We start from the raw sequence: 25126 nt of genomic DNA, 5'->3' as shown, positions 1-25126 counted from the left end.
GGAAGGCGCCCATTGCCGGCGGGTGCGCACGACCGACGACCCCAGCACCACCTGCTCTCCGCCCCGCGCCGCCCGTACCCCGGTGCGTGACCGCCACCGTCGCGCCGACATCGAGGAGTCCGATGGCCGCTCCGCCACTGCCACCGCCATCCCCGCCCGTGTCCCGTTCGACCGGCCGCCGCCGGTCGCTCGCCGCGACGCTGGCACTGTCCCTGGCCGCCACCGTGACCGCGGTGCTCGCACCGTCGGTGCCGGCGGCCGCGGCGCCGGTCGACCTCGCCCGCGCCGGGACGGCGAGCGCCTCCAGCGTCGAACTGGACCGGGCCGACTTCGCCGCGGCGTACGCCAACGACGGCAACCCGAACACCCGCTGGTCGTCGAAGTACCAGGACGACAACTGGGTCCAGGTGACCCTCGCCGCGCCCGCGGCCGTCGACCATGTCGTCCTGCGCTGGCCCAACGCCTGTGCCCGCGACTTCGCGTTGCAGACCTCCGCCGACGGGGTGACCTGGACGACGGTCGTGCGGATGCAGCGCGGCACCTGCCCGCGCACCGACGTCATCGAGGTCCACTCGGCCCAGGCGGTCCGCCACGTCCGCATGCAGGGGTACCAGCGGTGGGCCGGGTACGGGTACTCGATCTCCGACTTCGAGGTCTGGGACAGCTCGCCCGCCGCGCCCGCCCCGACGCTCGGGCTGCTGCCCAGACCGGTATCGGTCCTCGAGCGGGCCGAGGCGCCGTACACGCTGCAGCGGGGCACGCCGATCGTGGCCGCCGGCGCGAACGCCGCCGCACCGGCGAACTACCTCGCCGGGATCCTGCGTCGCTCCACCGGATACCCGCTGCCGGTGCTCGGCTCCGCAACGGCCGCGGCGCCCATCGTCGTGGACGTCGGACCGGGGAAGGGCCCCGCCGGTCAGGCGGCCGAGGGCTACCGGCTCACCGTCGACGCCACCCGGGTGTACATCGGCGCGGACACGGCCAACGGGGCGCTCAACGCGGTGCAGACCCTGCGCCAGCTCTTCCCGCAGTGGGTGGAGTCGCGCACCGTCGTGGCCGCGACCTGGACCGTGCCGGCGGTCACCATCGCCGACCATCCGCGCTTCGCCCACCGCGGCATGATGCTCGACGTCGCCCGCAGCTTCTACCCCGTCGCGGAGGTCAAGGCGTACATCGATGCGGCCGCCCAGTACAAGATCAATCGACTGCATCTGCACCTGACCGACGACCAGGGCTGGCGGATCGCGATCGACAACCCGGCGAGCAACCCGTCGGCCATCGACTATCCACTGCTGACCCAGGTCAGCGGCGCCACGGCGATGACCTACTCCCCGACGGGCCAGCTGATGGGCACCGAGCTGGGCGTCACCGGGTTCTACACCAAGGCCGACTACGCCGAGATCGTCCGCTACGCCGGGGTGAACGGCATGACGGTGATCCCCGAGGTCGACGTGCCCGGCCACACCAACGCCGCGCTGCACGCGATCCCGCAGCTCAACACCGCCGGTGCCCAGCCGCAGCGTCCGGCCGGCGCGGCCACCGTGCCGGCCGACGGCACCGGGTCGGTCGGCTACTCATCGCTGGACGCCGCCGCGGCGGTGACCTATGAGTTCGTCCGGCAGGTGCTCACCCAGATCGCGGCCATGACCCCCGGCCCCTACCTGCACATCGGCGGCGACGAGGCGCACGTGACCGGCCACGCCGACTACACCGCCATGGTCGACGCGTTCACCGCCCAGGTCGCCGCGCTGGGCAGGACCGTCATCGGCTGGAACGAGTACGCGGGCTCGGCGCTGCCGCAGAACAACGCCGTCGTGCAGTACTGGAACGGCGACCGGACGGCGGTGGCGAACGCGGTCAACACCCGCGGCGCGAAGGTGGTGCTCTCACCCGCGCCGCACACCTACGTGCCGCAGAAGCAGGACGCCCGTCAGCCGCTGGGCGGCACCTGGGCCTGCGGCGGCGTGTGCGGGCTGGACCGGCACTACAACTGGGACCCCGGCACGTTCATCCCCGGCATCGCGCAGAGCAGCGTGCTGGGCGTCGAGTCGGCGCTGTGGGGGGAGTTCATCCGGCGGGTCGGGCAGGCGCAGTACTACAGCTTCCCGCGCCTGCTGGCCACCGCCGAGGTCGGCTGGACTCCGCAGGCCCAGCGCGACTACGCCGACTTCCGGCTCCGGCTGTCGGTGGCGGGCGGCCGGCTCACCTTGCAGGGTGTCAACTTCTTCCCGACGGCCGACGTCGCCTGGCGCGGGCAGGTGCTCGGCGCGTCCGGTGCGGCCCGTGCCGGCACGCCCGCGGCGGCCACCTGGACGGTGACCGCGCCCGGTGCGGCGCCGGCGGACGTGTCGGCCACCGTCACCTGGAGCGACGGGCGGGTGGAGGCGCTCACCGCGGTGACCGCCCGGGAGGCGAGCATCCCGGGCATGCGGATCAACGACGTGTTCACGGTCGTGTCCCGGCGGACGTTCGCCGCGGCCGGCACCTTCACGGGCAGCCTGCTCGTGCGGGTGGCCGGTCAGGCGCCGGTGCGGGCCACGCTGACGGTGGCGGTCACCACCTGACCGCGTCCGCCGCCACCGTGCCGGGCGCCCGGCCGTCGCGCTCAGCCGCGGCTGCCCGGGCGCCCGGGGCCGCCGGCTGCCCCGGGCGGTGCGAGCTGCGGATCCGGAGCGCCGTGCCGCAGCACCGCCGCGACGGCGCCCAGCGCTCCGTCGTCGTCGCCGAGCCGCGCCGCGACGACCTCCAGGCGCCGCGGATGCCGTGGGATGGCCAGCCGGCGGATCGCCTGTCGCACCGGATCCAGCACGAGGTCACCGAGGCGGCCGAGGTCACCGCCGATGACCACCCGCGACGGATCCAGCTGCACGACCGTCCCGGCGATCACGTGACCGAGCAGCCCGGCGGCGTCGCGGACCACGGCCGCCGGGATCGCCGCCCCGGCCGCGGCCCGGTCGAGCAGGCCGGCGACCTCCTCGACCGGCTCGCCGCGCGCCGTGCACTCGGCGATCAGGGCGCTGGTGCGGATCCGCAGCTCCAGGCAGCCACGACCGCCGCAGGGACACGGCTCGCCGTGCGGATCGAGGCTGACGTGTCCCAGCTCGCCGGCGGCGCCGTGCGCGCCGCGCACCGGCCGGCCGTCCACGATGAGACCGCCGCCCACGCCGTCGCTCCAGCGGACGTAGACGACGTTGCCGGAGTCCTGCGCCGCGCCCCAGGTGGCCTCGGCCAGGGCGGCCAGGTGCGAGTTGTTGTCCGCCACCACCGGTGCGCCGAAGTGCTCGCGGAACCTGTCGACGGTGCGCCGGGCCGCTGTGGTGAGGCCGTGGCTGCCGTCCGGGCGGCCCGGGTCGCGCACGAGGCCGGGCAGGCCCAGCCCGACCGCCTCGAGCGTGCTCAGGTCCACGCCGTGGCGCTCGACGAGCTCCTCGACGAGGGCGATGGCGGCGGCGGCGCGCCGGCTCGGGGCGGCGCTCGCGGCGACCTTCCGGCTGCCGCCGGCCAGGATGTCGTGCCCCACGTTGGCGACGACGGCGTTGATCCGGGCCCGGCCGAGGTCGATGCCGACGATCTGCCCGGCGGCGGGGTTGAGGCTGACCGCGCTGGACGGCCGTCCACGGCCGCGCTGGCCCTCGACGACCGGCTCGCGCTCGACGACGACGTTGCGCGCGAGGAGGTCGGCGATGATGTCGAACAGCGTCGTGCGCGACAGCCCGGTGCGTTGGACGAGCTCGGCACGACTGAGTGGGCCGGCGCGGCGCAGCTCGTCGAGCAGCGATCGGGTGTGCGCCAGGCGCACGCGTTGCATGGCGTCCTTGCGCTCGATCACCGAGACGATTCCCTTCCGGCTCAACGGCTTCGGCCGCTGGTCGCGGGCCGGTCACCAGCGGGAGCTTACGCGACCGGCCGCCACGCCCGGCGCCGTGACCGCATTTAATCCGATGGGTTGACATGAATCGAGGCGCGTCGCAGACTTGCCTCGCCCGCCAGGATCGCTGACGAAACGGAGAGAGTGGTGAGGTTGCTCCGCGCCATCGCCGCGCCCGGGACCGGCCGGCGTGCCCGCACCCGGGGTCACTGGACGGGTCCGGCGCTGAATCTGGCCGCCGTCGCGGCGGGCCTGGGAGCCTGGGCCGCACTGGCCGCGGCCGGGGTGTCCGGCCTGCCGGGACCGCGGGCGGTCGCGGTCCGCGCCGGCGAGCTCATCGCCGACGGCACGCTGCTCGACGACACGGTGGCCAGCCTCCGCCGCGTCCTCACGGGCTTCGTGCTCGGCAGTGCCCTCGCGGTGCCGGTCGGATTCCTCATGGGGTGGTACCCGGTCGCCCGTGCGCTCATCGAGCCCTACGTGCAGTTCTTCCGCACCATCCCGCCGCTGGCCATCATCCCGCTCGCCATCCTGCTCATGGGGATCGGGGAGACGCCGAAGGTCTTCGTCATCTTCCTGGCGGCGTTCCTGTCCTGCGTCATCGCCACGCTGCAGGGTGTCGTCAGCGTCGACAACACCCTCATCAACGCCGCCCGGGTGCTCGGCGCCGGGGACGCCGTGGTCTTCCGCCGTGTGGTCGTGCCCGCCTCCGCTCCGTTCATCCTCGTCGGCATGCGGGTCGGGCTCGGCGCGGCGTGGGCCACCCTGGTCGCCGCCGAGCTGATCGCCGCGCAGCAAGGGCTGGGATACCGGATGCAGCAGGCGCAGATCTACTACGAGCTCGCGACGATCTTCGTCGGGCTGATCACCATCGGCGTCCTCGGCCTGGTCATGGACCGGCTGCTGCTCGCCGCGGAGCACAGGCTCACCGGATGGCAGGAGCGTCGATGAACGCCAAGATCTCCTTCCGGGGCGTCAGCTGCCGGTTCGACGTCGCCGGCACCGGGTTCCAGGCGCTGGACCGGGTGGACCTCGACATCGGCGACCGCGAGTTCGTCACGGTCGTCGGGCCGTCGGGCTGCGGCAAGTCGACCCTGCTCAACATCGCCGCCGGGCTGGTCGAGCCGACCGCCGGACAGGTTCTGGTCGACGAGCGGCCGGTCGCCGGGCCGGGGCCGGACCGGGGCGTGATCTTCCAGCAGTACGCGCTGTTCCCCTGGCTGACCGTCCGGCAGAACGTCGAGTTCGGCCTGCGGCTGGCCAAGGTGGGCAGGGCCGAGCGGCGCCGCAGGGCGGAGTACTTCATCGGACTCGTCGGCCTCGGCGAGTTCGCCGACGCGCTGCCCAAGACGCTGTCCGGCGGCATGCGCCAGCGGTGCGCGGTGGCCCGCGCCTACGCGGTGAACCCGAGCATCCTGCTCATGGACGAGCCGTTCGGCGCCCTGGACGCGCTCACCCGGGTGCAGCTGCAGGACCAGCTGCTGCGGACCTGGCGGGCCGAGCAGCGCACCGTCATGTTCATCACCCACGACGTCGACGAGGCCGTCTACCTGGCCGGCCGGGTCGTCGTGATGGCGGCCCGGCCCGGCCGGGTCCACCAGACGATCGACGTCGACCTGCCGACGCCGCGGACGGAGGAGGTCCGGCTGTCCCCGCAGTTCGCGGCCATCCGCAACCGGGTGTGGCACGCCGTCTACCACCAGAGCCCCGAGGAAGGACTCCCCAAGTGACGACGCCCACGCGGCGCCGGGTGCTGGCCGGTGTCGCCGGCACCGGCGCGCTGCTCAGCCTCGGCGCCTGCGCCGACGACGACCCGGCACCCGCCAGCGGCGGCTCGCCGATGAAGGTGAGGTTCGGCTACATCGCCGACTTCACCGGCGCCAGCGTCGTGGCGCTGGCCGGCAAGCTCGAGCTGTGGGACAGGTTCGGCCTGCAACCGGAGCTCAAGGTGTTCACCAACGGCCCGCTGCAGGTCCAGGCCCTCGGCGCCGGCGACCTCGACTTCGGCTATGTCGGCCCCGGCGCCATGTGGCTGCCCGCCACCGGCAAGGCGAAGGTCATCGCGATCAACTCCCTCGGGTTCGCCGACCGGATCATCGCGCAGGCCGGCATCACCAGCGTCGCGCAGCTGCGCGGCAAGAGGGTCGGCGTGCCGGAGGGGACGTCCGGCGACATGATCCTGCGGCTGGCCCTGCGGCAGGCCGGGATGTCCATCGCCGACGTGCAGAAGGTCGCCATGGACGCCAGCACGGTGGTCACCGCGTTCGGCGCAAGGCAGATCGACGCCGCCGGCATCTGGTATCCGCTCGTGGGCACGATCAAGCAGCGCGTGCCGGACCTGGTGGAGCTGGCCAGGAACGAGGACTTCTATCCGCGGTACAGCTTCCCGTCGGCGTTCGTGGGGCGCAACGAGGTGGTCGCGGACAAACCCGAGTTGCTCAAGCGGGTGCTGCGGCTGGTGCGCGAGGCCACCGACCGGCGCGCGGGCGACGTCGACGCCGCCGTCACCCTGACCGCGGCGCTGCTCAAGGCGCCCGTCGAGCAGCTGCGGTCCGAGGCCGCCAACGCCCGGTTCCTGACCTCGGCGGACCTGGCGGCGAAGTCCGGCGACGGCACCGTCACGGCGTGGCTGGCCGGGCTCAACGCGCTGTTCAAGGAGTTCGGCAAGGTCACCGGTGACGTCGACCCGGCCACCTACTACGACGCGGCGGCCTACGCGGCGCAGTGACCGCGCTACCTGCCCCACCCGCAGAAGGGACAGCAATGCCACCCAACATCCTGTTCATCATGGCCGACGACCACGCCGCCCACGCGGTCAGCGCCTACGGCAGCAAGATCAACAGTACGCCGCACATCGACCGGATCGCCGCCGGCGGCATGCTGCTGGAGAACTGTTTCTGCACCAACTCGCTGTGCGCGCCGAGCCGGGCGACGATCCTGACCGGCACGTACAACCACGTCAACCGCGTGCAGACGCTGGCGACCGAATTCGACAACCGCCAGCTGGTGTACCCGCAGCTGCTGCGTGAGGTGGGTTACCAGACCGCGCTGGTCGGCAAGTGGCACCTCGGGCACGGCCCGTCCCACGACCCGCGCGGGTTCGACTACTGGGAGGTGGTCCCGGGGCAGGGCCGCTACCGCGATCCGGTCTTCATCGGCATGGACGGCACCGAAACGGTCCGCCCGGGGTACTGCACCAACATCATCAGCGACCTCGCCGTCGACTGGCTCGACCGCCGCGACCCCGAGCGGCCGTTCTGCCTGCTGGTGCACCACAAGGCCCCGCACCGCAACTGGGAGCCCGACGACAAGCACCGCGACATGTACGTCGACGACGACATCCCGGTGCCGCACACGTTCACCGACGACCACAGCGGCCACGCCGCGGCCGCCCGCGCCGCGCGGATGCGCGTGGACCGCGACCTCACCACCAACGACGTGAAGGCGCTGCTGCCACCGCACCTGGACGCCGACGAGGCGGCGCTGTGGAACTACCAGCGCTACATCAAGGACTACCTGCGCTGCGTGGCCAGCGTCGACGACAACGTCGGCCGGCTGCTGGACTACCTCGACGAGCACGGGCTCACCGACGACACGATCGTCGTCTACACCTCCGACCAGGGCTTCTTCCTCGGCGACCACGGCTGGTACGACAAGCGCTTCATGTACGAGGAGTCGCTGCGGATGCCGTTCCTCATCCGGTACCCGGCCGAGATCGCGCCCGGATCCTCGTGCGCCGCCCTGGCGATGAACGTCGACTTCGCCCAGACGTTCCTGGACTTCGCCGGCGTGCCCGCCGACGAGCGGATGCAGGGCCGTTCCCTGCGGCCCCTGCTCAACGGTCAGGACGTCGAGGACTGGCGGCAGTCCGTCTACTACCGGTACTGGGAACACGACGACAGCGAGCACCACGTGTGGGCGCATTACGGCGTGCGCACCCACGACCACAAGCTCGTGTTCTACTACGCCGACGGGATGGGCCTGCCCGGCACCTCGTCGTCGCGCGAGGCGCCGGAGTGGGAGCTGTTCGACCTGAAGGCCGACCCGTGGGAGCTGCGCAGCGTGTACGACGACCCGGCCTACGCCGAGGTGCGCGCCACGCTGCTGGAGGAGCTCGCCAGGGTGCAGCAGGAGTGCGGTGACCGGCCCTGGACACCGCCCGGCCAGGACACGACGGCCCAGGGCCAGGCCGGCCCGATCCGCCGGGACGGCGACGGCATGGACCAGGGGCGCGACGGTTGAGCGGCACCTTCACGGTGACGGGGCGGCGGTTCGTGCGCAACGGCGCCCGGCACCGGATCCTGGCCGGGGCGGCGCACTACTTCCGCACCCATCCGGCCCAGTGGACGCACCGGCTCAGGATGCTCCGCGCGATGGGCCTGAACACGGTCGAGACCTACGTGCCGTGGAACTGGCACGAGCCGCGCCCCGGCACCGTGCGGCGGCTCGAGGACCTGGAACGGTTCCTCGACGAGTCCGCCGCGTGCGGCCTGGACGTCATCGTGCGGCCCGGCCCGTACATCTGCGCCGAATGGGACAACGGCGGCCTGCCCGCGTGGCTGACCGCGCGGGTCGGCCGCCGGGTCCGCACCGCCGACCCGGACTACCTGCGGCACGTCGACGCCTGGTTCGACCGCCTGCTGCCGGTGGTGGCGCGGCGGCAGATCACCCGCGGCGGCACCGTCGTCATGGTGCAGGTGGAGAACGAGTACGGATCGTTCGGCAGCGACGCGGCATACCTGCGGCACCTCGCCGACGGCCTGACCGCACGGGGCATCGAGGTGCCGCTGTGCACCTCCGACGGGCCGGAGGACCACATGCTGACCGGCGGCTCCGTCCCCGGCGTCCTCACCACCGTCAACTTCGGCTCCGACCCGGAGGGCGCGTTCGCGGCGCTGGCCGCCTGGCGCCCGCAGGACCCGCCGATGTGCATGGAGTTCTGGGACGGCTGGTTCGACCACTGGGGCGACCGGCACGTCGCCCGCGACCCGGCCGACGCCGCCGGCGTGCTCGACCGCATCCTGGCCGCGGGCGCCTCGGTGAACCTGTACATGGCGCACGGCGGGACGAACTTCGGCACCACCGCCGGGGCGAACCTCGGCGGCGAGCACCATGACGGCGCGTACCAGCCGACGACCACCTCCTACGACTACGACGCCCCGATCGACGAACGCGGCGCGCCGACCGCCAAGTTCTGGCGGTTCCGTGAGGTCATCGAGCGCCACGGCGGCGTGCCGGGCGACCTGCCGCCGCTGCCGCCGCTGCTGCCCGCGGCCCGGCTGCCGGTCGCCGACACGGTGACGTGGCGCGCGGCCCTGCCGTCCGGCGGCGGCGCGGTGGCGCCGGTGCCGCCGACCTTCGAGGAGCTCGGACTGGACCACGGCCTGGTGCTCTACCGGTGTACGCTGCCCGGCCCGCGCGAGGCCCGTCCGCTCGTCGTGGACGGCCTGCACGACCGGGCGCACGTGTTCGTCGACGGCCGGCCGGTCGCCGTGCTGGAGCGCGACGGCCGGCGTTCGGTCGACGTGGCCGGTCCGGCGACCGTGGAACTGCTGGTCGAGTCGATGGGCCGGGTCAATTACGGCCCCCGGCTGGGGGAGTCCAAGGGCATCCTCGGCGGCGTGCGTCACGAGCGGCAGTACGTGCACGGCTTCACCGCGCACCCACTGGCGCTGGACCCGCTCGACGTGCGCTGGACCGGCGCCGCGGCGCCGGGGGACGGGCCGGCGTTCTGCCGGGCGTGGCTCGACGTCGAGGACGCCGCCGACACGTACGTCGCGCTGCCCGGCTGGGGCAAGGGCTACGTGTGGGTCAACGGCGTGAACCTCGGCCGATTCTGGGACCGCGGCCCGCAGCGGACCCTGTACCTGCCCGGTCCGCTGCTGCACGCCGGCCGCAACGAGGTCGTCGTGCTGGAGCTGGACGGCCGGCGTGCAGCGACGGTCGACCTCGTGCAGGGGCCGCAGCTCGGCTGAGCGCGCCGTGCCGCCCGCCGGGCGGCCTCACACGCGGAGCCGGTCCTCCACGCTGTCGAGGGCGTGCCGGACCGCCCCGAGCGCCACCGACTCCTCGCCGAGCGGCGACAACGCGATCTCCGGCGTCTCCAGCACGCGGCCCGCCACCGCGGCGCGGACCGCGTCGAGCAGCGGCGCACCGGCCCGGGACACGCCACCGCCGATGATGACCCGCTGCGGGTCGACGAGCAGGATGAGCGGGGCGAGACCGCGCGCGAACCGGTGGGCGACGGTGTCCACGATCGCGGTCGCCGTCGGGTCGCCCGCCGCGGCCGCCGCGAACAGCGCCGGCAGGCCGGAGTCCGGGCCGGCCAGCGACAGCGTCCGGTGCAGCGCGCCCCCGGCGTCCGCGGCGCTCATCGCGCGGGCCAGCGTCAGGATCGCCTGCGCGCCGACGAGCCGCTCGAACGGGCCGATGCCGCCCGCGGCGAGCGGCGTGTCCCCGGAGCCGGCGGTGCCGACGTCGAGGAACCCGAGCTCGCCGGCGGCGACGTGGGCGCCGCGGTAGGGCACGCCGTTGATCAGGATGCTGGCGCCGATCCGCTCGCCCCACTGGACGAAAACGGCGCTGTCGACGTCGCGGGCCACGCCGAGCCAGCGCTCGCCGACCAGGGACAGGGTCACGTCGTGCTCGAGCAGCACCGGACAGTCGAACCGCTCGCGCAGCACGTCCACGATGGGCAGCCCGGCCCAGCCGGGCATGCTCGGGGTCAGCCGGACGTCCCCCCGCCCGGTGCTCACGAGTCCGGGGCTGGCGACCGTGATGGCCCACGGCCCTCCGGCAGCCGCGCCGGTCCGGACGTCCGCGACGCCGCCGGCGATGGCGTCGACGGCGGCCGCCAGGATCTCGGCGCCGCCGGTGCGATCGCTGACGTCCAGCCGCCGGGTGGCCACCACCCGGCCGGCCAGATCGGCGACCTTGACCAGGACCTTGTGCGGCCCCACGTCGACGCCGACGACGTGGCCGAGCTCGGCGCGGAACCTGGCCCGCTGGGCGGGACGGCCGATCCGGGGCGCGGCGACGTCGGCCGGGTCGAGGCTCTCCACCAGTCCGGCCCCGCCGAGGTCGGCCAGCGCGCGCATGACGGCGGGCCTGGACAGCCCGGTCGCCTGGGACAGGTCGGTGACCCGGGGCGGATCCTCGGCGGAGCGCAGGATGCGCAGCACCAGGTCGCGGTTGATCTCCCGCAGGACGTGCGGCCCGGTGCCGGCCGTCGCGTGCCGCATCGGTGACCCCCGATCAGAGCTTGACAGGCGTCGATACTAGACCCAACGATAGATACGAATGGTTCGTTAAATTCTTTGCCCAGCTTGACTGCTCCTCGACGCCGACGCAACCCGTCGCGCACAACCCCGTCGCGCAACCGCCGCGCGGCCGCCGACGGCCGCACCGCGCCGAACGACCGGAGGTCCACATGGCGCACACAGCAACTGCCCACCGACGCCGTCAACCGGTCCGTCGCGCCGCCCTGCCAGCCTTCATGCTGGTCGGCGCGCTGCTGGCCGCCGCGCTCGTCGCGCCGCCCGCCGCCCACGCGGCGACGGCCGGCGACGTCACCGGCATCACCCAGGCCGGCAACACGTTCACCGTCGCCACCACCAGCGCGGCCCGGCTGCGCATCGTGCTGGTCCGCGCCGACATCGTCCGGTTGTGGCTGGCACCGGACGGCTCGTTCACCGAACCCACCGCCGGCGAGATCACGATCCGCACCGACTTCGGCGCCGTCCCCGCCACCGTCACCGACACCGGGACGCAGTACAAGATCCGCACCGCCGCACTCGTGCTCCGCGTGACCAAGGCGCCGCTGACCATCGCGGCCTACCGTCCCGACGACGCCACCGTCGTCTGGCGGGAGACGCAGCCGCTCGCCTGGGCCGACGGCCAGACGACCCAGCGGCTGGCCCGCGGCGCCGACGAGCAGTTCTACGGCACCGGGCTGCGCCTGGGGGAGTGGGCGCTGCGGGACAAGACGGTGCCCGTCGCCGTGGACAACCGGTGGCGGGAGAACACGAACGCCAGCCCGGCGCCGTTCTACATGTCCACCAACGGCTACGGCGTGCTGCGCAACTCCTGGAGCCCCGGCACCTACGGGTTCACCAGCCCGGTCACCACCACCCACCGGGAGAACCGGTTCGACGCGTACTACTTCGTCGCCACCACCCTCAAGGGCGTGCTCGGCGCGTACACCGACGTGACCGGAAAACCGTTCCTCAGCCCGATGTGGGGCCTCGAACTGGGCAACGCTGACTGTTTCAACGCCTCGAACCCCACCTATCAGGGCGACCACAACCGGGCCGGCCACCAGGTCACCACCGACGTCGTGGGCTACGCGCAGGAGGCGCGCGGCAAGGACGTGCCGTCGGGCTGGTTCCTGCCCAACGACGGGTACGGATGCGGCTACACGAACCTGCCCCAGGCCGTCGCCGGCGCCGCCGCGAACGGGTTCAAGACCGGGCTGTGGACCTCGACCGGGCTCACCTCGATCGCCTGGGAGGTCGGCACCGCTGGGACCCGTGCGGTCAAGACCGACGTCGCCTGGATCGGCGGCGGCTACCGGCCGGCGTTCCTCGGCGTGCAGCAGGCGGTGAACGGCATCGAGAACAACTCCGACGCCCGCCGGTTCGTGTGGACGGTCGACGGGTGGGCGGGCACCCAGCGCAACGCGGTCGTGTGGACCGGCGACACGTACGGCACGTGGGACGACATGCGCTGGACCGTTCCGGCCGTCGCGGGCGCCGGGCTGTCGGGCCTGAACTACGCCACCGGCGACGTCGACGGCATCTTCGGCGGCAGCCCGCAGACCTACGTGCGCGACCTGCAGTGGAAGGCGTTCACCCCGGCGTTCATGACGATGTCCGGCTGGGGTGCGACCAACCCGTCGGCCGGCTACCAGGACAAGCAGCCGTGGCGGTACGCGGAGCCATACCTGTCGATCAACCGCCGCTACCTGCAGCTCAAGATGCGCCTGATGCCGTACCACTACACGATGACCCGCAACGCGAGCGTCACCGGCGTACCGGCGACCCGGGCCATGGTCCTGGAGTACCCGGACGACCCGATCGCCCGCGGCAACGCCACCAGCGGTCAGTTCATGGCCGGCGACGCGTTCCTCGTCGCCCCGGTGGTGTCCGACACGGGCGTCCGGGACGGCATCTACCTGCCGGCCGGCACCTGGACCGACTACTGGACCGGCCGCGTCTACCAGGGCCCGGCGACGCTCAACGGCTACCAGGCGCCGCTGGACACGCTGCCGCTGTTCGTGAAGGGCGGCGCCATCGTGCCCATGTGGCCGCAGATGAACTTCACCGGGCAGAAGCCGGTCTCCATGCTGACCTACGACCTGTACCCGCGCGGCACCTCGAGCTTCACCCTCTACGAGGACGACGGCATCACGCGGCAGTACCAGGGCGGCGCCTTCGCCACGCAGCAGGTCACCATGACCGCGCCGCAGGCCGGGACGGGGAGGGTGACGGTGGACGTCGGTTCGTCCACCGGCTCGTACACCGGCAAGCCCGCCTCCCGCGCGTACGAGTTCACCACCCGGCTGACGGCGGCACCGGCCTCGGTCACGGTCGCCGGCGCCGGCCTGACCCGGCTCACCACCCAGGCGGCCTACGACGCGGCGACCACGGGCTGGTTCTACGGCGGCGGCGTCCTGCGCATCAAGGCCGGCACCCGAGGCGCCGGCTTCGCCGTCGTCATCGACGGAGCGGCGCTGCCGCCGGCCGGCGGCATCCCCGGCACAGGACCGCTGCCGAAACAGGGATGGCGCCTGCTCGCGGCGGACAGCCAGGAGACCGCCGCCGAGAACGGCGCGGCGGCGAACGCCTTCGACGGCAACACCGGCACCATCTGGCACACCGCCTGGTCCGCCGGTGCCGCACCGCTGCCGCACGAGATCAGCATCGACCTCGGCGCCTCCTACCAGGTCGACGGGCTGCGGTACCTGCCGCGCCAGGACGGCGGAGTGAACGGGCGGATCGGCGGCTACGAGGTGTACCTGTCGAACTCGGCCACCGACTGGGGCCAGCCGGTCGCCACCGGCACGTTCGCCGACAACGGCAGCGAGAAGACCGTCGCGTTCACCCCGCGGACCGCGCGGTACCTGCGCGTGCGGGCCCTGACCGAGGCCGGCGGGCGCGGCCCGTGGACGTCCGCCGCCGAGCTGACACTCACCGGGACGGCGGCGCCGGCGGCCACGGTGTCCTGATCGTGTGTCCCGACCGCCGGCGGTCCCCCTGGTCCGGGGCCACCGGCGGTCAGGACGCCATCTCGTAGACCGCGTGCCGGCTCTTGCCGCCGCTCTTCGCCCGGTACATCGCCAGGTCCGCCTCGCGCAGCACCTGCTCGACGTCCGTGGCGGCGTCACCCACGACCGTCACCCCGATGCTGGCGCCCACCCGTGCCTCACCGCCGACGATCCCGATCGGCGCGCACAGCGCGGTCACCAGCTGCCGCGCGAGCGACTGCAGGCCGTCCGGGTCCACCTCGTGCACCAGCACGGCGAACTCGTCACCGCCGATACGCGCGACGGTGTCGCCGTCCCCGACGGCGGCGCGCAGGCGGACCGCCACCTCCCGCAGCACCGCGTCGCCCGCGGCGTGGCCGAAGCTGTCGTTGACCGGCTTGAAGTCGTCGAGGTCGACGAGCAGCACGGCGGCGACCTTGCCGGCGGTCACCGGCTCCGCCAGGCGGGCGGCCAGCCGGTCGTGCAGCAGCGCCCGGTTGGCCAGCCCGGTCAGCCCGTCCTGGAACGCCATGTCGTGCAGGCGCGCGGCGAGCGCGTCGCGCTCGGCCAGCGTCGAGCGCAGCTCCCGCACCGTCGTGTCGAGCTCGCCGACCAGGCGGGCGTTGTCCGCGAACGCCGTGAGCTGCCGCAGCACCACGAGCCCGGTCGAGACCGCCACGCTCGCCAGCACCAGCCAGGTGCGGCCGCTCTCGTCATGGTCGATCAACGCTCCGGTCAGCAGCGCCAGGGTGCCGGACAGGGCGACGTAGGGCAGGAAGCTGTACGGGCGGCGCCGCGGGCGTTCCAGCGCGTCCGGGTCGGCGGCCACCTGGAGACACTGGACCCAGGCCGCGACCATCAGCAGGCAGTCGCTGCCGACACTGAGCGCCGTGATCCAGCCGGCGTGTCCTGAGCCGACCGCGGTCGTCCACAGCACGGCGGTCAGGCCACCCGCACCGGCCGCGGCGCCACCGAGGACCCCGGTCGCCGCCGTGAACGGAGGCCGGCCCGCGAGCAGCAGCTTGGCCACCGCGAACACCGTCACCAGCAGCGGCACCGGACCGGTCAGCAGACGGAGGAAGTCCACACCCGCCGGCCCGCTCGCCGGCACGGCGAAGTAGCCGCTGCAGGCGACGGCGCCGACCATCACCGTGGCCAGGTCCAGCCAGAAGCAGAGCCGGTCCCGGCCACCACGCAGGCGGAGGGGGTAGGTGAGCATGACGGCGACCGCGAGGAGCGCACCGATCCCGGCGAGGCTCGGAGCCGCCTCGGTGAGCCACGGCGCCGCCAACCCGAGCGGGAAGACGACGCCGGCGAGGTTCCCGGCGGCGGCCAGCGTCGCGGCGACGCTGATGACGTGCCAGAAGCGGCGGGCCGGGTGCGCGGGCGGAAGCCGGCGCGCGACGCGCTGGCAGGCGACGGCCGCGCTGGCGTCCGCGGCGCCGCCGGCGAGCGCCGCGACGACGTCCCCGGCGGACCCGGCCAGCCGCCCCGAGGCCAGGGCCGCGAGCGCCACGACGCTCAGCGTCAGGTGCACGCCGAGCGCGACCCGCATCCAGCGGACGCGCGTGAGCGAGGCGAGCAGCAGCACGCCGACCCCTCCTCCGCGTCGCAGCATGGCATGCGGCATTGGTATCGGCGGGCCACGGCGCCGGCTGAGGGCAACCACCGCGGCGCACCCGAACCGGTGCCGCACCGCGACCGGGGGAGGGCGCGGGGCGGCGGACCGGTCAGCAGAGGGCGGCGTCGACGGTGCCCGCGACGTCGGTGACCATCTGCTCCGTGGTGGGCAGGGCGGTCACGGTGACGACCACGCTGCGGCCGTCGGTCGTGGCGAGGTTGCGGGTCTCGAAGCCCTGGATGTCGCCGCCGTGGCCCCAGGCGTCGCCGCCGCAGGGCAGCGGGTGCCGGGCGATGCCGAGGCCGTACTGCCACTCGCCGGTCGGCTCGAAGCCCGGCGCGGCGACGGTACGCAGCATCGCCGCCTGCTGGGCGGGCCGCAGAAGCCTGCCGTCGAGCAGGGCGGTGAAGAACGTGCGCAGGTCCGCCGGGGTCGAGATCAGCTGCCCGGCGGCCCAGCCCAGCGACGGGTCCATCTCGGTGACGTCCACCCACGCGGCGCCGGGCGCGGCGGCGACGTACCCGTGCGGATGCGGATCCGGTAGGCGCTGCTCGCCGGCGGCGGGCCAGGAGGTGTCGCGGAGCCGGAGCGGTTCGATGATCCGGCGGGTGATCTCCTCACCGAACGGGCGCCGGGTCACCTCCTCGACGACGAGACCGGCGAGCACGTAGTTGGTGTTGCTGTACTCCCACCGGCTGCCCGGCGCGAACCGCGGCGGCCCGGTGAGCGCGGCGTCGACGAGCCGGCGCGGCTCGTAGTAGGCGTGCGCCAGGCCGGCGAGGTCCTCGGGGCGGGTGAACAGCACCTCGTCGTAGTCGGGCAGTCCGCTGGTCTGCTGCAGCAGCTGGCGCACGGTGATCCTCGACCCGTCGTTACCGTTGCCGCGCACCACACCCGGCAGGTAGCGCTCGACGGTGGCGTCCAGGTCGATGCGGCCCTCCCCGGCCAGCTGCAGCACGACCACGGCCGTGAACGTCTTGGTGTTGCTGCCGATGCGGACGTGGCCGTTGCGCGGCACCGGCCGCCCGGTGCGCAGGTCGCCGACACCCGCGGTGTAGTCGCGGACCCGCCCGTCGGCGCGGCGGACGGAGGCGAGCGCGCCGGGGAACCCGTCGTCGCGCACGAGGTGGTCGAGCCGCTGCTGCACCGTGTCGGGGCGGCGGGCGTCGTTGTCGGCGAAGGCGGCGGGCGCGGCGCCCACGGCGAGCACGGCCGAGGTCCCGGCCGCGACGAGCACGGCACGGCGAGTCTTGCTGGACATGAGCGCTCCTTGAACGTGTCGGCGGTGGATACCTGCCGAACGCTACGAGCGGCAGCGGCGAACATCGATCCAGCAGCCTGCCCGGCCGTGGTGGTGCACGCTGTACCTCTCACCCGGTCCCAGCCATCCGGCTGGATGCTCGGTGCGGGACGCTGGCATTGCTGTGGTCCCGGAGGACGAGCCTCCGGGACCACGGGGCGGCGGGGAGTCAGATCAGGACTTGCAGAACTGCTGAGCGTCGAAGACTTCGCTCGTTCCTGCGTCGACGAGAAACACCATGACGCAGTACAGACTGGCCGACAGCTTCTTGCGTTCCTCTTGCTTCATCGTCATCGGCCCGCGAACCTGCGGCTGGCTGCCGCGGTAGGTGACGACCCAGGCCAGGCGGTCGGCGTAGTCGGCGGCTGCCTGACCCTTGAGCTGCCGGGTCACCGACCGCAGCGCCACCTCCGGGGTGCCGGGCTGAAGCTCTTCCGCGAAGCCGGCTGACCGCACCTTGGCGACGGCCGAGCCGCGGTCGACCTTCGGCGCCGCAGCCTGGATTGCCGGACGGGCCACCGTGGCACCGTCCGGGTACACCACGTCGGCGGTCGTGTCGGCGCGCAGCCAGCCCGGGTCCGGCCGAGTGGAAGGGGCCGAGTTTGCCGCCGACGCCATCACGATCGGCACCACGACCGCAGCTGCGATCGCCACGAACAGGCCGACGGTGATCTGGTGTCGCAGGGACAAGCCGCGTTGCATCGGGTTCCTCCTCATGGTGTCGCCGTCCAGATGGAGAACGCGTCGCAACCGGAGGCGGACCGACCCCACCGGGCGCTGGAGGTGGTCGCGTTCATCGCACATGGCATGGGCACCAGGGCATCGTTGGAGTACTGCTGGGCGCCCAGCGCCGTGAAAGCCGTGCGGGTGCCGGACCTGCCGGGGACATCGGTCGCCAGGTGGCCGGTCTCCCCCGAGAACTGCGGTGAGAAGGGCAGGCCGCCCCAGCCAGAGCTGAAGAAAGGGTTGAAGTCCGAGTTGGACCAGACGGTGACGTCAATGATTGCCTGCAGGCAGGTGCAGGCTGAGTTCCACAGCACCCGGAAGGTGTGACGGACGCCGACCTCCGACGCGATCGAGAAGGTGCTGTAGCGGGTCGACAGGTGATCGCCTGCGCTGTTGTTCCAGGCGTGCTGCGAAAACCACCGCAGCGGAGAACCGGAGGTACGTTCGAAGCCTACCTGGGACCACGCGGCTCCCGTGCGATTCCAGCCCGCGATCATCAGCCACGCATTGGAGAAGTTGCCGATGCCACCTGCCCCGCTGCACAGCACGCCGTCTCGTACGACGATGTAGCCAGACGCTCCTTCGAAGCTGTACCCGGGCCAGTTGTCAGGATCGTAGTAGTAGCCGTCAAAGTAGTTGCCCTGCGTTCCGCAGGTTCCGGCCGCCGCGGCCGGGTTCTCGTCGATCACCACCACGGCACCGGTGGCGAGAACGAACACGACCAGCATGGCCATCATCCGGTCGATGAGACGTTCCACAGTGGACGTTGACTGGACTTGACTATTCATGTGTCTCCCCGTGGGGGTATCCGCCGCCCCGCCCGATCGTACTCGCGTTCATCGATGCATGGTGTCCCCGTTGCGGGACCTGCCCCACGCTGTAGGCGTTGGGCGCCCGCGGTTCCGATACCGTGCGGTGGACCTCGACCGGATCATGGCCTGGCACCTGCGGACCGTGCTCGGGGACGCGTTGTGGCGGACCGAGGCCGGAGTCGCGTTGCCGGCCCATCGCACGCCGGCGCAATGGGTCGACGACCTGGACGCCCGGTTCACCGCCCTCGGAACCTTCGGCTGAGCAGTGCCATGTGGTGTTGGGGCCTGTGCGGGACGAACTCGTGGCGGCGCCGCTCGGGTCAGGTCAGCAGACCGATGGTGGCCAGCGGTGTCCGCGCCATTCGTCCCACGTCGCGAATCCGGCCGGTGGGCCGCCGATGGGCTCGCTGCCGTCGAGCTCGCCTTGCGTCGGCACCTCGATCCAGGCCGCCCACTCGGCGAGCTCCTCGTCGGACATGGGCCAGGTCGTGTGTGGTGCTTCGGTTTGGCGCTGATCGAGGCGTCTGCGCTGTTCGGCCGGCGTGAGCTCGAAGTAGAGCATCTGCACCGTGGCGTCCCGGTCGGTTGCTGCCTGGCGGAGCGCGGAGCGCTCATCCCGACTCCAGAGGCCGAAGTCGATGATGACAGTGTTGCCCAGCTCAAGGGTGCGCAGCCCGATCTGGATGAGCCGTCCTTCGATCACGTCCCCGGCCGATTCCGGATTCTCGGGCCCGAAGAGCGCCTTCACCCATTCGTCCTTCGTGAGACGAAGCGCTCCCCGCTCGATCTCGATGCGTCGGGCGGCGGTGGTCTTCCCGGTACCCGGGAGCCCCACCGTCAGAAAGAGTGTCGGTCGCCTCATCAACACTGCCGATGACCGGTGGGTAGACGTCAGCTGCCGGAACGGGACGGCCGGGCCGGGCGGTGCGCGGCGTCGCGGGTCGTGGCCGCGTCGAGCAGCAGCTCCGCCATGGCCCGGGCCTGCCGGACCGGGCCGTCGATGCCCAGGGCCTGCACCGACGCGTTCATCCCTTCGGCGATCAGGGCCAGGCGGTCGGCGAGCGCGTCGGGGTCGTCGACGGGCTCGACCTCGGCCAGGTGCCGGACCAGCCCGTGCAGTCGCTCGCGGACCCAGGTCTTCGTGGCCACCGCCCGGCGGTGGGCCGGCACATCCTCGTCGGGGAACTCGCCGATGGCGATCAGGAACGCGCACCCGCGGCACGTGTCGGGCTGGAGGGATTCGAAGATCTTGTCGAACAGGTCGAGGATCTGCTGCCGCGGTGGCTGCTCACCCGGTTCGGTGGCGGCGGTGAACCACGCGCGGTAGCCCTGGTCGACGTGGTCGACGTAGGCGTCCACCAGACCGTCCTTGGATCCGAACAGCCGGTACAGCGTGGTGGGCGCGACCCCGGCCTCGGAGGCCACCATGTCGACCCCGGTCGCCCTGATGCCACGCCAGTAGAACAGATCGTGCGCCACCTGCAGGAGGTGCTCGCGGGTCTCGGAGCCTGACCGCCGCATCGTGCCCCCTTGCCGTCACCCACTGCCGTGAAAAACTATAGTCACCGCGAATGTTAGGGATCGTTCCCTAACTACGATACGCTGTGCCTCGGCACCGACCCCGCTTTGGATGACCTGAGAGGGACCGTCATGAGTCCGCAGACCGCGCCGGCGAGCCGTAGACGCACCAACCTGGCACTGCTCCTGCTGTTCCTGGGAACGTTCACGATGGGCAGCGCCGAGCTGGTCGTCGTCGGCGTGCTCCAGCCGGTCGCCACAGACCTCGGCGTGTCGACGAGCACTGCGGGATATCTCGTCACCGCCTATGCGCTCGGCCTGTCCCTCGGAGGGCCGATCCTGACCGCGCTCACCATCAAGCTCGCCCGCCGGCCGCTGCTCTGGGCGACGCTGGCCGGGTGGCTGCTGCTCAACCTGGTCGCGGTCGTCACGGCCGACTTCGCCACGTTCGTCGTCGTGCGGGCGGTGACCGGCGCGCTGCAGGGCCTCTTCGTCGGCCTCGCCTTCACCGCCGGCATCAGCATGGTGCCGGCGGAGCGGATCGGCCGGGCGTTCTCCGCCGTCATCGGCGGGTTCGCGGTCTCCACCGCGCTCGGCGTGCCGATCGGCACACTGATCGGCGAGGTCAGTAGCTGGGAAGGCGCGTACCTCGCGATCATCGGGCTCGGCGCGCTGGTCCTCGCCGCCCTGACGCTGGCCATCCCGCCGGTTCCCAGCGGCGGCGCGGGCAACGCCTGGACCCAGGCCCGGCACGCCTTCGCGCCGCGGGTGCTCGCCCTCCTCGGACTGTGCGTGCTGCTGTTCGCCGGACCGTACGCCACCCTGACGTACATCACCCCGTTCCTCGACCAGGTCACCGGCATCTCGGGCGCCCTCATCAGCGCCTTCCTGCTGGCCTACGGCGCCGCGACCGCGATCGGCGCCTTCGGCGGCGGCCGGTTCGCCGACCGCAACGCGTCGCGGACGATCCTGGTGACCAACGTCGTCCTCGTCGCTGCCCTGGTGCTGCTGTACTTCGTGGCGGAAGTGCCACTGCTCGTCGCCCTGGCGCTGGTCATCTGGGGCGTCGCCGGCTTCGGTATGGTGCCGTCGCTGCAGTACCGCATCGTCGCCCTGTCCGGCCCCGGTGCCGACCTGGCGGCCACGCTGCCCGCCTCCGCCATCAACGCCGGAATCGCCCTCGGCTCCCTCATCGGCGGCTGGGCGCTGGCCACACACGGGGCCTCCGCACCGGTGATCGTGGGCATCGTGGTCTCGGCGATCGCCGCCCCGGCCTCCTGGGCGACCGGCCTGCTCCGCCCGCCGGCCACCGCCCAGGCACCCGCGCAGCCCTCCGACGATTCGCTGGACCCGTCACCGACGGCCGCCTGACCACCCAGAACGCCAGGTCTGCCGCCCCGCCCGGGGCGGCACAACCAAGACCACCACGATCGTGCCACCGTCAGCCTGGCGATGCGTCGAATCGGGTCGAGGTGACCTGGCCACGCAGGACGCCGATATGGTGATCGTGCCGCCACATCGACGCCTGACCGGGAGGCTCCTGGTGACCGTACCTCCGCCCGCGTGGGCCAACCTGATCGAGGGCCTGACGCTGCTGGCCCAGCACCCCGCCAACCCGGGCTATCCGCTGGACATCGAACACGGTCAGCTGTTCGTCCTGGCCGACGCCAAAGCGTTCACCGACGATGAGCTGTCCCGGCTGGAAACACTCGGCTTCACCGTGAACCGCGACAGCGAGTACTACGCGTTCCGCTTCGACAGCGCCGGATCGTAAGCACATGCCGCCGGCCTGGCGCGGCTGGCAGTCGTGAGTGCCGGGTGGAGGAGGGGATCTACAGGGCCGCATCGTCGGGGTGACCTGCCTCGGAGGCAGCATTGGCCAGTCGCCCGGCGAATGCTGGTCGCGCGCGACCGGCTGGAGCCGGACGCCTGCAGCAGGTCGAACAACAACATGCCGGGCTCGCCAACAGCCGTCCATCGTCTCGCGTCGGCTGTCGATCGTCGTCAGGTCCCACCGGTCTGTGTCATCGACGGCATGGCCTTCGGAACCTGATTACGGCTTACGCTTTCGTCGGCGACCACATCAATGACGCTTGATCGCGTTTCCGCTCATGGCGATGAGCGCGCACCTGATCATGGTTCTCAGTGGTTGCGGAACTTCTCCACTGCCCGTAGGTCGTCGCGTCGCCGCGCTCCTGCGCTGACGCTCCAGGTCTGGCCCGTGTCGCCGTTTGGCGTCAGCTGAACGATGAGGCCGCGACCGACATACGTGTCGCTCTGCCAGTCCAGCCACTCGCGGTTGGGTAGCGGCACCCGGTGCAGGCCGGTCAGGATGCGGTCTTTGTCTTCCCGCCAGACTGCGCCGTACATGGTGTAGTGCCCGATCTGGATGGCTTCGTAGAGCACGGTTGCGAGCAGGAACTGGCTCAAGGGCAGTGGCTTGAGTTCGGGCTCCTCGTCCTCGCGCAGGAACCACACCGGCGGGTCGTCGCCCGCCAGCTCGGTCGCCATGACGAAACAACCCTGATTCTCGGCACCGAACAGCAGCCGTCCGGCGTCATCCAGCCGCAGCTCATGCGGCGCGAACAAGGAGTCTTGCCTGCCGAGAAGGTCCCGGCGGTACGCGATCGCCGCGTGCAGCGCGGCGAGGGCCGGCGGCATCGGGACGGCAGCTGGCGGATGAGGACCGCAGACCGGGCCGACGTCGGCGTACCAGTCCGTTACGAATGCCGATGTGGCGCCCACTGGGTCGTGTGGCAGCAGGCGCAGCCAGTCGAGTTTCGGCATGTCCCGCTCCGGTTGGGGCGCGATGGCGGACCGGATCCGGTCCAGCAGCCCGAACGGCAGTGCGGGATCGAGCTCGAACGTGCAGCTGAGCAATCCTTCACTGCAGGGGTCCCAGGAGGCCCCGCACTCACGGAGCGACCCGAGCGGCACGCAGCCACCGCCGAGACGTGCGTAGCCCTCAACGCGGAACACCGCCCCTTCCCTCGAGGAAACGGCAGGCCACGGGTACAACAGGGCGTAAATCTCATCGGGGAACGGCGCTGCCACGGCCGCATGTCGCGCATCTTGAATGCCGGTGTGACCTGGACGGTCACCCGGCTCGAAAACGATCGTCAGTACATCTGAGCCCAAGACGTACGTCACCAACGGCGTGCGGTAGATCCGCGGGTCGACACCGGCGGCAGCGAACACCGCATCCTGCGAGATCAGATGCACGCGCGCATGCTAGCCGACGGGGGAATGCCGACACTCGCTCATGCCGCTGTCCGCTCAGCTGATCGTTCCGCTTTCTATGAACTGGGCGGGTTCAGCTTCGCGTCTAATTCGTGGCTTCCGCGATGATGGCAGGCCATCGATTATGAAGTTGATCTGTAGGAGGACCACCTTCATACCGGGGTTCTGCGTCTTTTCCCTGCACCACAACGGTTGCGGCGTGTCGCAAATCCGGCCGGACACTCGGCTGGACTGCGTCATCCACCGTCGCGCTGAATGACTCAATGCGATCGAGGTCGTCCTGCTGTCCGTCAGCCGCGGCTAGCGTGGAGGTAAACGGTGATTGCGTCTGGTGCATCGAGGTTGAACAGCACCGATCGGTACGTGCCGTCAGTCGTGGGTTGCTGCTCCTCGATGCCGGAAACAGATACAGCGGTGTCGGGATCCCAGAGGTTGCCCCCGCCAACGTTGTGCTTCGCTGTGATGGCCCGAAGCCCCGGTGTCAGTGGGGCGGTGAACTTCCCGGCGGCGACGAAAGCGTCAAGCCCGGTGCGAGGGATGCGGAACTTCGCCGAAAGGCGGGTTTCCAGACCATTGCTGTAGGCGGCGGCGAGAAACACCGTCCCGGGAGGAAAGGTCACATGCGCCACCGCCTCCACCTGGGACGCGCTCGCCTCCGCGGGCTCGGACTGCACCGGCAGCAGGTCGATGTCGGCAGCACTCGCGACGAAACCCGCCAGGCCACAAGAGACTAATGAGATCACAAGGCTCACGCTCGCGAGTACGAGCGCGGCTTTGCTCTGGCGGATGCGAGGCGAGGGCGCGGGGGCGGGGGCGTCGATCACCGTCGTACTGTAGCCATGCCGCGACAACGGCGAAGGCGATGTCCACCGTCAAGGCCATCGACCGCCGGGTCCGTTTACGCCGGGCACCCACACGAAGGGAGACCTTGGAAGGTCAGCTATTTGCCGGCGTTTGTCTGTCCGTCAGCCGCTGGCCACATCGACGCTCTGTTATCGACCGTTACGCGGAATGCCTCAGTGAGGCGCCGTGTACGCATTGCCGTGGCAAAGTCGTCTGGATATCGCCGAGGGTGCGGCATCGTGAGTCACCGGAGGCTCGCCCGCCCGTGCCTACGGTCAGCCTCCGGGACACCTCGGGCGCGTAGTGCGGCCGCAACCGCTCCGGCGCCGCTCGGGAACAGCCCGACCTGCACGGTATAGCCCCTACGCCCGCCGCGCGTGCGCATTAGAGGTAGCTGATCCTCCGTGTCTTGCAACCAGTTGAGCGCCGCTCGACGCGGGACGACGTGGAGGTGGGCGAAGACCGACCGACCGCGGACTGTCGCAGACTCCACGTTCGACCACGGAAGCAGGACCGCCCGGGCGTTGGTCGTACCGATCTCCAAACCGGCGGTGGACAGCCGTACCCAGTGCGGCCCGCGAATCAGCACCCCAAGCGACGTGCCGATGACGGTGATGAACATAAAGAAGAACGGCGGAAGCGTGAGGAAGTCCACGGTGCGGTCGGCCGGTCGGCCGAGCAGCATCGCCAGCCCCATGTAGAAGACCCCGCCGAACAGCCAGACGAGGACCGCCATACCGGCACAACCCGCAACGGCACGGCCCGCAGAGGTACGAAACAAGGCAGCGTCAGGCGCTAGCGGCGGCGGGATCACGGCCCCATTGTGATGCCATCGGTCCACCCAGCGGGCATTCCGGTCGGCCCCGGTTCGATTGCACAAGGAGAAGCCAGGCGTCCCGACCACAGGACGCCCTCTTGAAGCTCCGAGCGCAACGCTGGCCTTGGCGGTCGGAGG

The 25126-nt window shown here is 71.8% G+C and carries 21 protein-coding genes; 10 read left to right on the top strand and 11 right to left on the bottom strand.

All coding sequences use genetic code 11. The features are described 5' to 3' along the window. The first annotated feature begins 158 nt into the window (after positions 1-158). Positions 159-2564, top strand: a complete 2406-nt coding sequence (locus tag ABZ321_RS50985; protein ID WP_354903647.1) for a family 20 glycosylhydrolase — start codon at positions 159-161, stop codon at positions 2562-2564. A 41-nt stretch (positions 2565-2605) separates the two neighbouring features. Here the strand turns inward: ABZ321_RS50985 and ABZ321_RS50980 are convergent, their stop codons facing one another. Beyond that, complete coding sequence (locus tag ABZ321_RS50980) at positions 2606-3829, bottom strand: ROK family protein (protein ID WP_344505939.1); 1224 nt, start codon at positions 3827-3829, stop codon at positions 2606-2608. Between the two features lie 186 nt (positions 3830-4015). Between ABZ321_RS50980 and ABZ321_RS50975 the strand changes: the two genes are divergently transcribed. Genes ABZ321_RS50975 through ABZ321_RS50955 form a run of 5 tightly spaced genes read left to right on the top strand, consistent with a single transcriptional unit; the run spans position 4016 to position 9843 of the window. Next, positions 4016-4819, top strand: coding sequence for an ABC transporter permease (locus ABZ321_RS50975; RefSeq protein WP_354903645.1), 804 nt, complete (start codon positions 4016-4018; stop codon positions 4817-4819). Continuing rightward, positions 4816-5598, top strand: coding sequence for an ABC transporter ATP-binding protein (locus ABZ321_RS50970; RefSeq protein ID WP_354903644.1), 783 nt, complete (start codon positions 4816-4818; stop codon positions 5596-5598). Before ABZ321_RS50975 ends, ABZ321_RS50970 begins: the two co-directional genes overlap by 4 nt. Further along, the gene (locus tag ABZ321_RS50965; protein WP_354903643.1) at positions 5595-6596 is read left to right on the top strand and encodes an aliphatic sulfonate ABC transporter substrate-binding protein; all 1002 of its coding nucleotides are present in this window, start codon (positions 5595-5597) and stop codon (positions 6594-6596) included. Before ABZ321_RS50970 ends, ABZ321_RS50965 begins: the two co-directional genes overlap by 4 nt. 35 nt (positions 6597-6631) lie before the next feature. Next, positions 6632-8110, top strand: coding sequence for a sulfatase (locus ABZ321_RS50960; RefSeq protein ID WP_354903641.1), 1479 nt, complete (start codon positions 6632-6634; stop codon positions 8108-8110). Continuing rightward, complete coding sequence (locus tag ABZ321_RS50955; protein ID WP_354903639.1) at positions 8107-9843, top strand: beta-galactosidase family protein; 1737 nt, start codon at positions 8107-8109, stop codon at positions 9841-9843. Before ABZ321_RS50960 ends, ABZ321_RS50955 begins: the two co-directional genes overlap by 4 nt. A gap of 27 nt (positions 9844-9870) precedes the next feature. Here ABZ321_RS50955 and ABZ321_RS50950 read toward each other — a convergent pair whose 3' ends face one another. Then, complete coding sequence (locus ABZ321_RS50950; protein WP_354903638.1) at positions 9871-11109, bottom strand: ROK family transcriptional regulator; 1239 nt, start codon at positions 11107-11109, stop codon at positions 9871-9873. A 254-nt stretch (positions 11110-11363) separates the two neighbouring features. On the opposite strand from ABZ321_RS50950, the gene ABZ321_RS50945 reads away from it, so the two are divergent. Then, complete coding sequence (locus ABZ321_RS50945; RefSeq protein WP_354903637.1) at positions 11364-14093, top strand: TIM-barrel domain-containing protein; 2730 nt, start codon at positions 11364-11366, stop codon at positions 14091-14093. 49 nt (positions 14094-14142) lie between these two features. Here ABZ321_RS50945 and ABZ321_RS50940 read toward each other — a convergent pair whose 3' ends face one another. From ABZ321_RS50940 to ABZ321_RS50925, 4 genes are all read right to left on the bottom strand, one after another. After that, complete coding sequence (locus ABZ321_RS50940) at positions 14143-15702, bottom strand: GGDEF domain-containing protein (RefSeq protein WP_354903635.1); 1560 nt, start codon at positions 15700-15702, stop codon at positions 14143-14145. Between the two features lie 139 nt (positions 15703-15841). Beyond that, entirely contained in the window at positions 15842-16993 is a 1152-nt protein-coding gene (locus tag ABZ321_RS50935; RefSeq protein WP_354903633.1) for a serine hydrolase domain-containing protein, read from the bottom strand. Positions 16994-17206: 213 nt separating this feature from the next. After that, positions 17207-17782 carry a hypothetical protein gene (locus tag ABZ321_RS50930; RefSeq protein ID WP_354903632.1) on the bottom strand — a complete coding sequence of 192 codons (576 nt, stop codon included), beginning with the start codon at positions 17780-17782 and terminating at the stop codon, positions 17207-17209. Beyond that, positions 17746-18516 (bottom strand): hypothetical protein, encoded by a 771-nt coding sequence (locus tag ABZ321_RS50925; protein ID WP_354903631.1) that lies wholly within the window; start codon positions 18514-18516, stop codon positions 17746-17748. The genes ABZ321_RS50930 and ABZ321_RS50925 overlap by 37 nt, the downstream gene beginning before the upstream one ends. 157 nt (positions 18517-18673) lie before the next feature. On the opposite strand from ABZ321_RS50925, the gene ABZ321_RS50920 reads away from it, so the two are divergent. Beyond that, complete coding sequence (locus tag ABZ321_RS50920; protein WP_354903630.1) at positions 18674-18832, top strand: hypothetical protein; 159 nt, start codon at positions 18674-18676, stop codon at positions 18830-18832. Positions 18833-18895: 63 nt separating this feature from the next. Here ABZ321_RS50920 and ABZ321_RS50915 read toward each other — a convergent pair whose 3' ends face one another. Continuing rightward, positions 18896-19432 carry an ATP-binding protein gene (locus ABZ321_RS50915; RefSeq protein ID WP_354903628.1) on the bottom strand — a complete coding sequence of 179 codons (537 nt, stop codon included), beginning with the start codon at positions 19430-19432 and terminating at the stop codon, positions 18896-18898. 29 nt (positions 19433-19461) lie between these two features. Beyond that, positions 19462-20091 (bottom strand): TetR/AcrR family transcriptional regulator, encoded by a 630-nt coding sequence (locus ABZ321_RS50910; protein ID WP_344505925.1) that lies wholly within the window; start codon positions 20089-20091, stop codon positions 19462-19464. 129 nt (positions 20092-20220) lie between these two features. Here ABZ321_RS50910 and ABZ321_RS50905 point away from each other — a divergent pair, with 129 nt between their 5' ends. Both ABZ321_RS50905 and ABZ321_RS50900 read left to right on the top strand, forming a co-directional pair. Next, a complete protein-coding gene (locus ABZ321_RS50905) occupies positions 20221-21459 on the top strand; it encodes an MFS transporter (RefSeq protein ID WP_354903627.1) in 1239 nt (412 codons plus the stop codon). Positions 21460-21631: 172 nt separating this feature from the next. Then, positions 21632-21862, top strand: coding sequence for a hypothetical protein (locus ABZ321_RS50900; RefSeq protein WP_344505923.1), 231 nt, complete (start codon positions 21632-21634; stop codon positions 21860-21862). A gap of 368 nt (positions 21863-22230) precedes the next feature. On the opposite strand, the gene ABZ321_RS50895 is transcribed toward ABZ321_RS50900, so the two are convergent. The 3 genes from ABZ321_RS50895 to ABZ321_RS50885 form a co-directional block, all read right to left on the bottom strand. After that, positions 22231-23310, bottom strand: a complete 1080-nt coding sequence (locus ABZ321_RS50895; protein WP_354903626.1) for a hypothetical protein — start codon at positions 23308-23310, stop codon at positions 22231-22233. 308 nt (positions 23311-23618) lie between these two features. Next, positions 23619-24152 (bottom strand): hypothetical protein, encoded by a 534-nt coding sequence (locus tag ABZ321_RS50890; protein ID WP_354903625.1) that lies wholly within the window; start codon positions 24150-24152, stop codon positions 23619-23621. A 263-nt stretch (positions 24153-24415) separates the two neighbouring features. After that, the gene (locus ABZ321_RS50885) at positions 24416-24907 is read right to left on the bottom strand and encodes a hypothetical protein (RefSeq protein WP_344505919.1); all 492 of its coding nucleotides are present in this window, start codon (positions 24905-24907) and stop codon (positions 24416-24418) included. Between the last annotated feature and the right edge of the window lie 219 nt (positions 24908-25126).

Source organism: Dactylosporangium sp. NPDC006015, assembly GCF_040614215.1.
GTDB classification, from domain to species: Bacteria; Actinomycetota; Actinomycetes; order Mycobacteriales; family Micromonosporaceae; genus Dactylosporangium; species Dactylosporangium maewongense.
The sequence above is the reverse complement of the archived record's forward strand: the minus strand, read 5'-3'. Positions and strand labels throughout refer to the sequence as shown.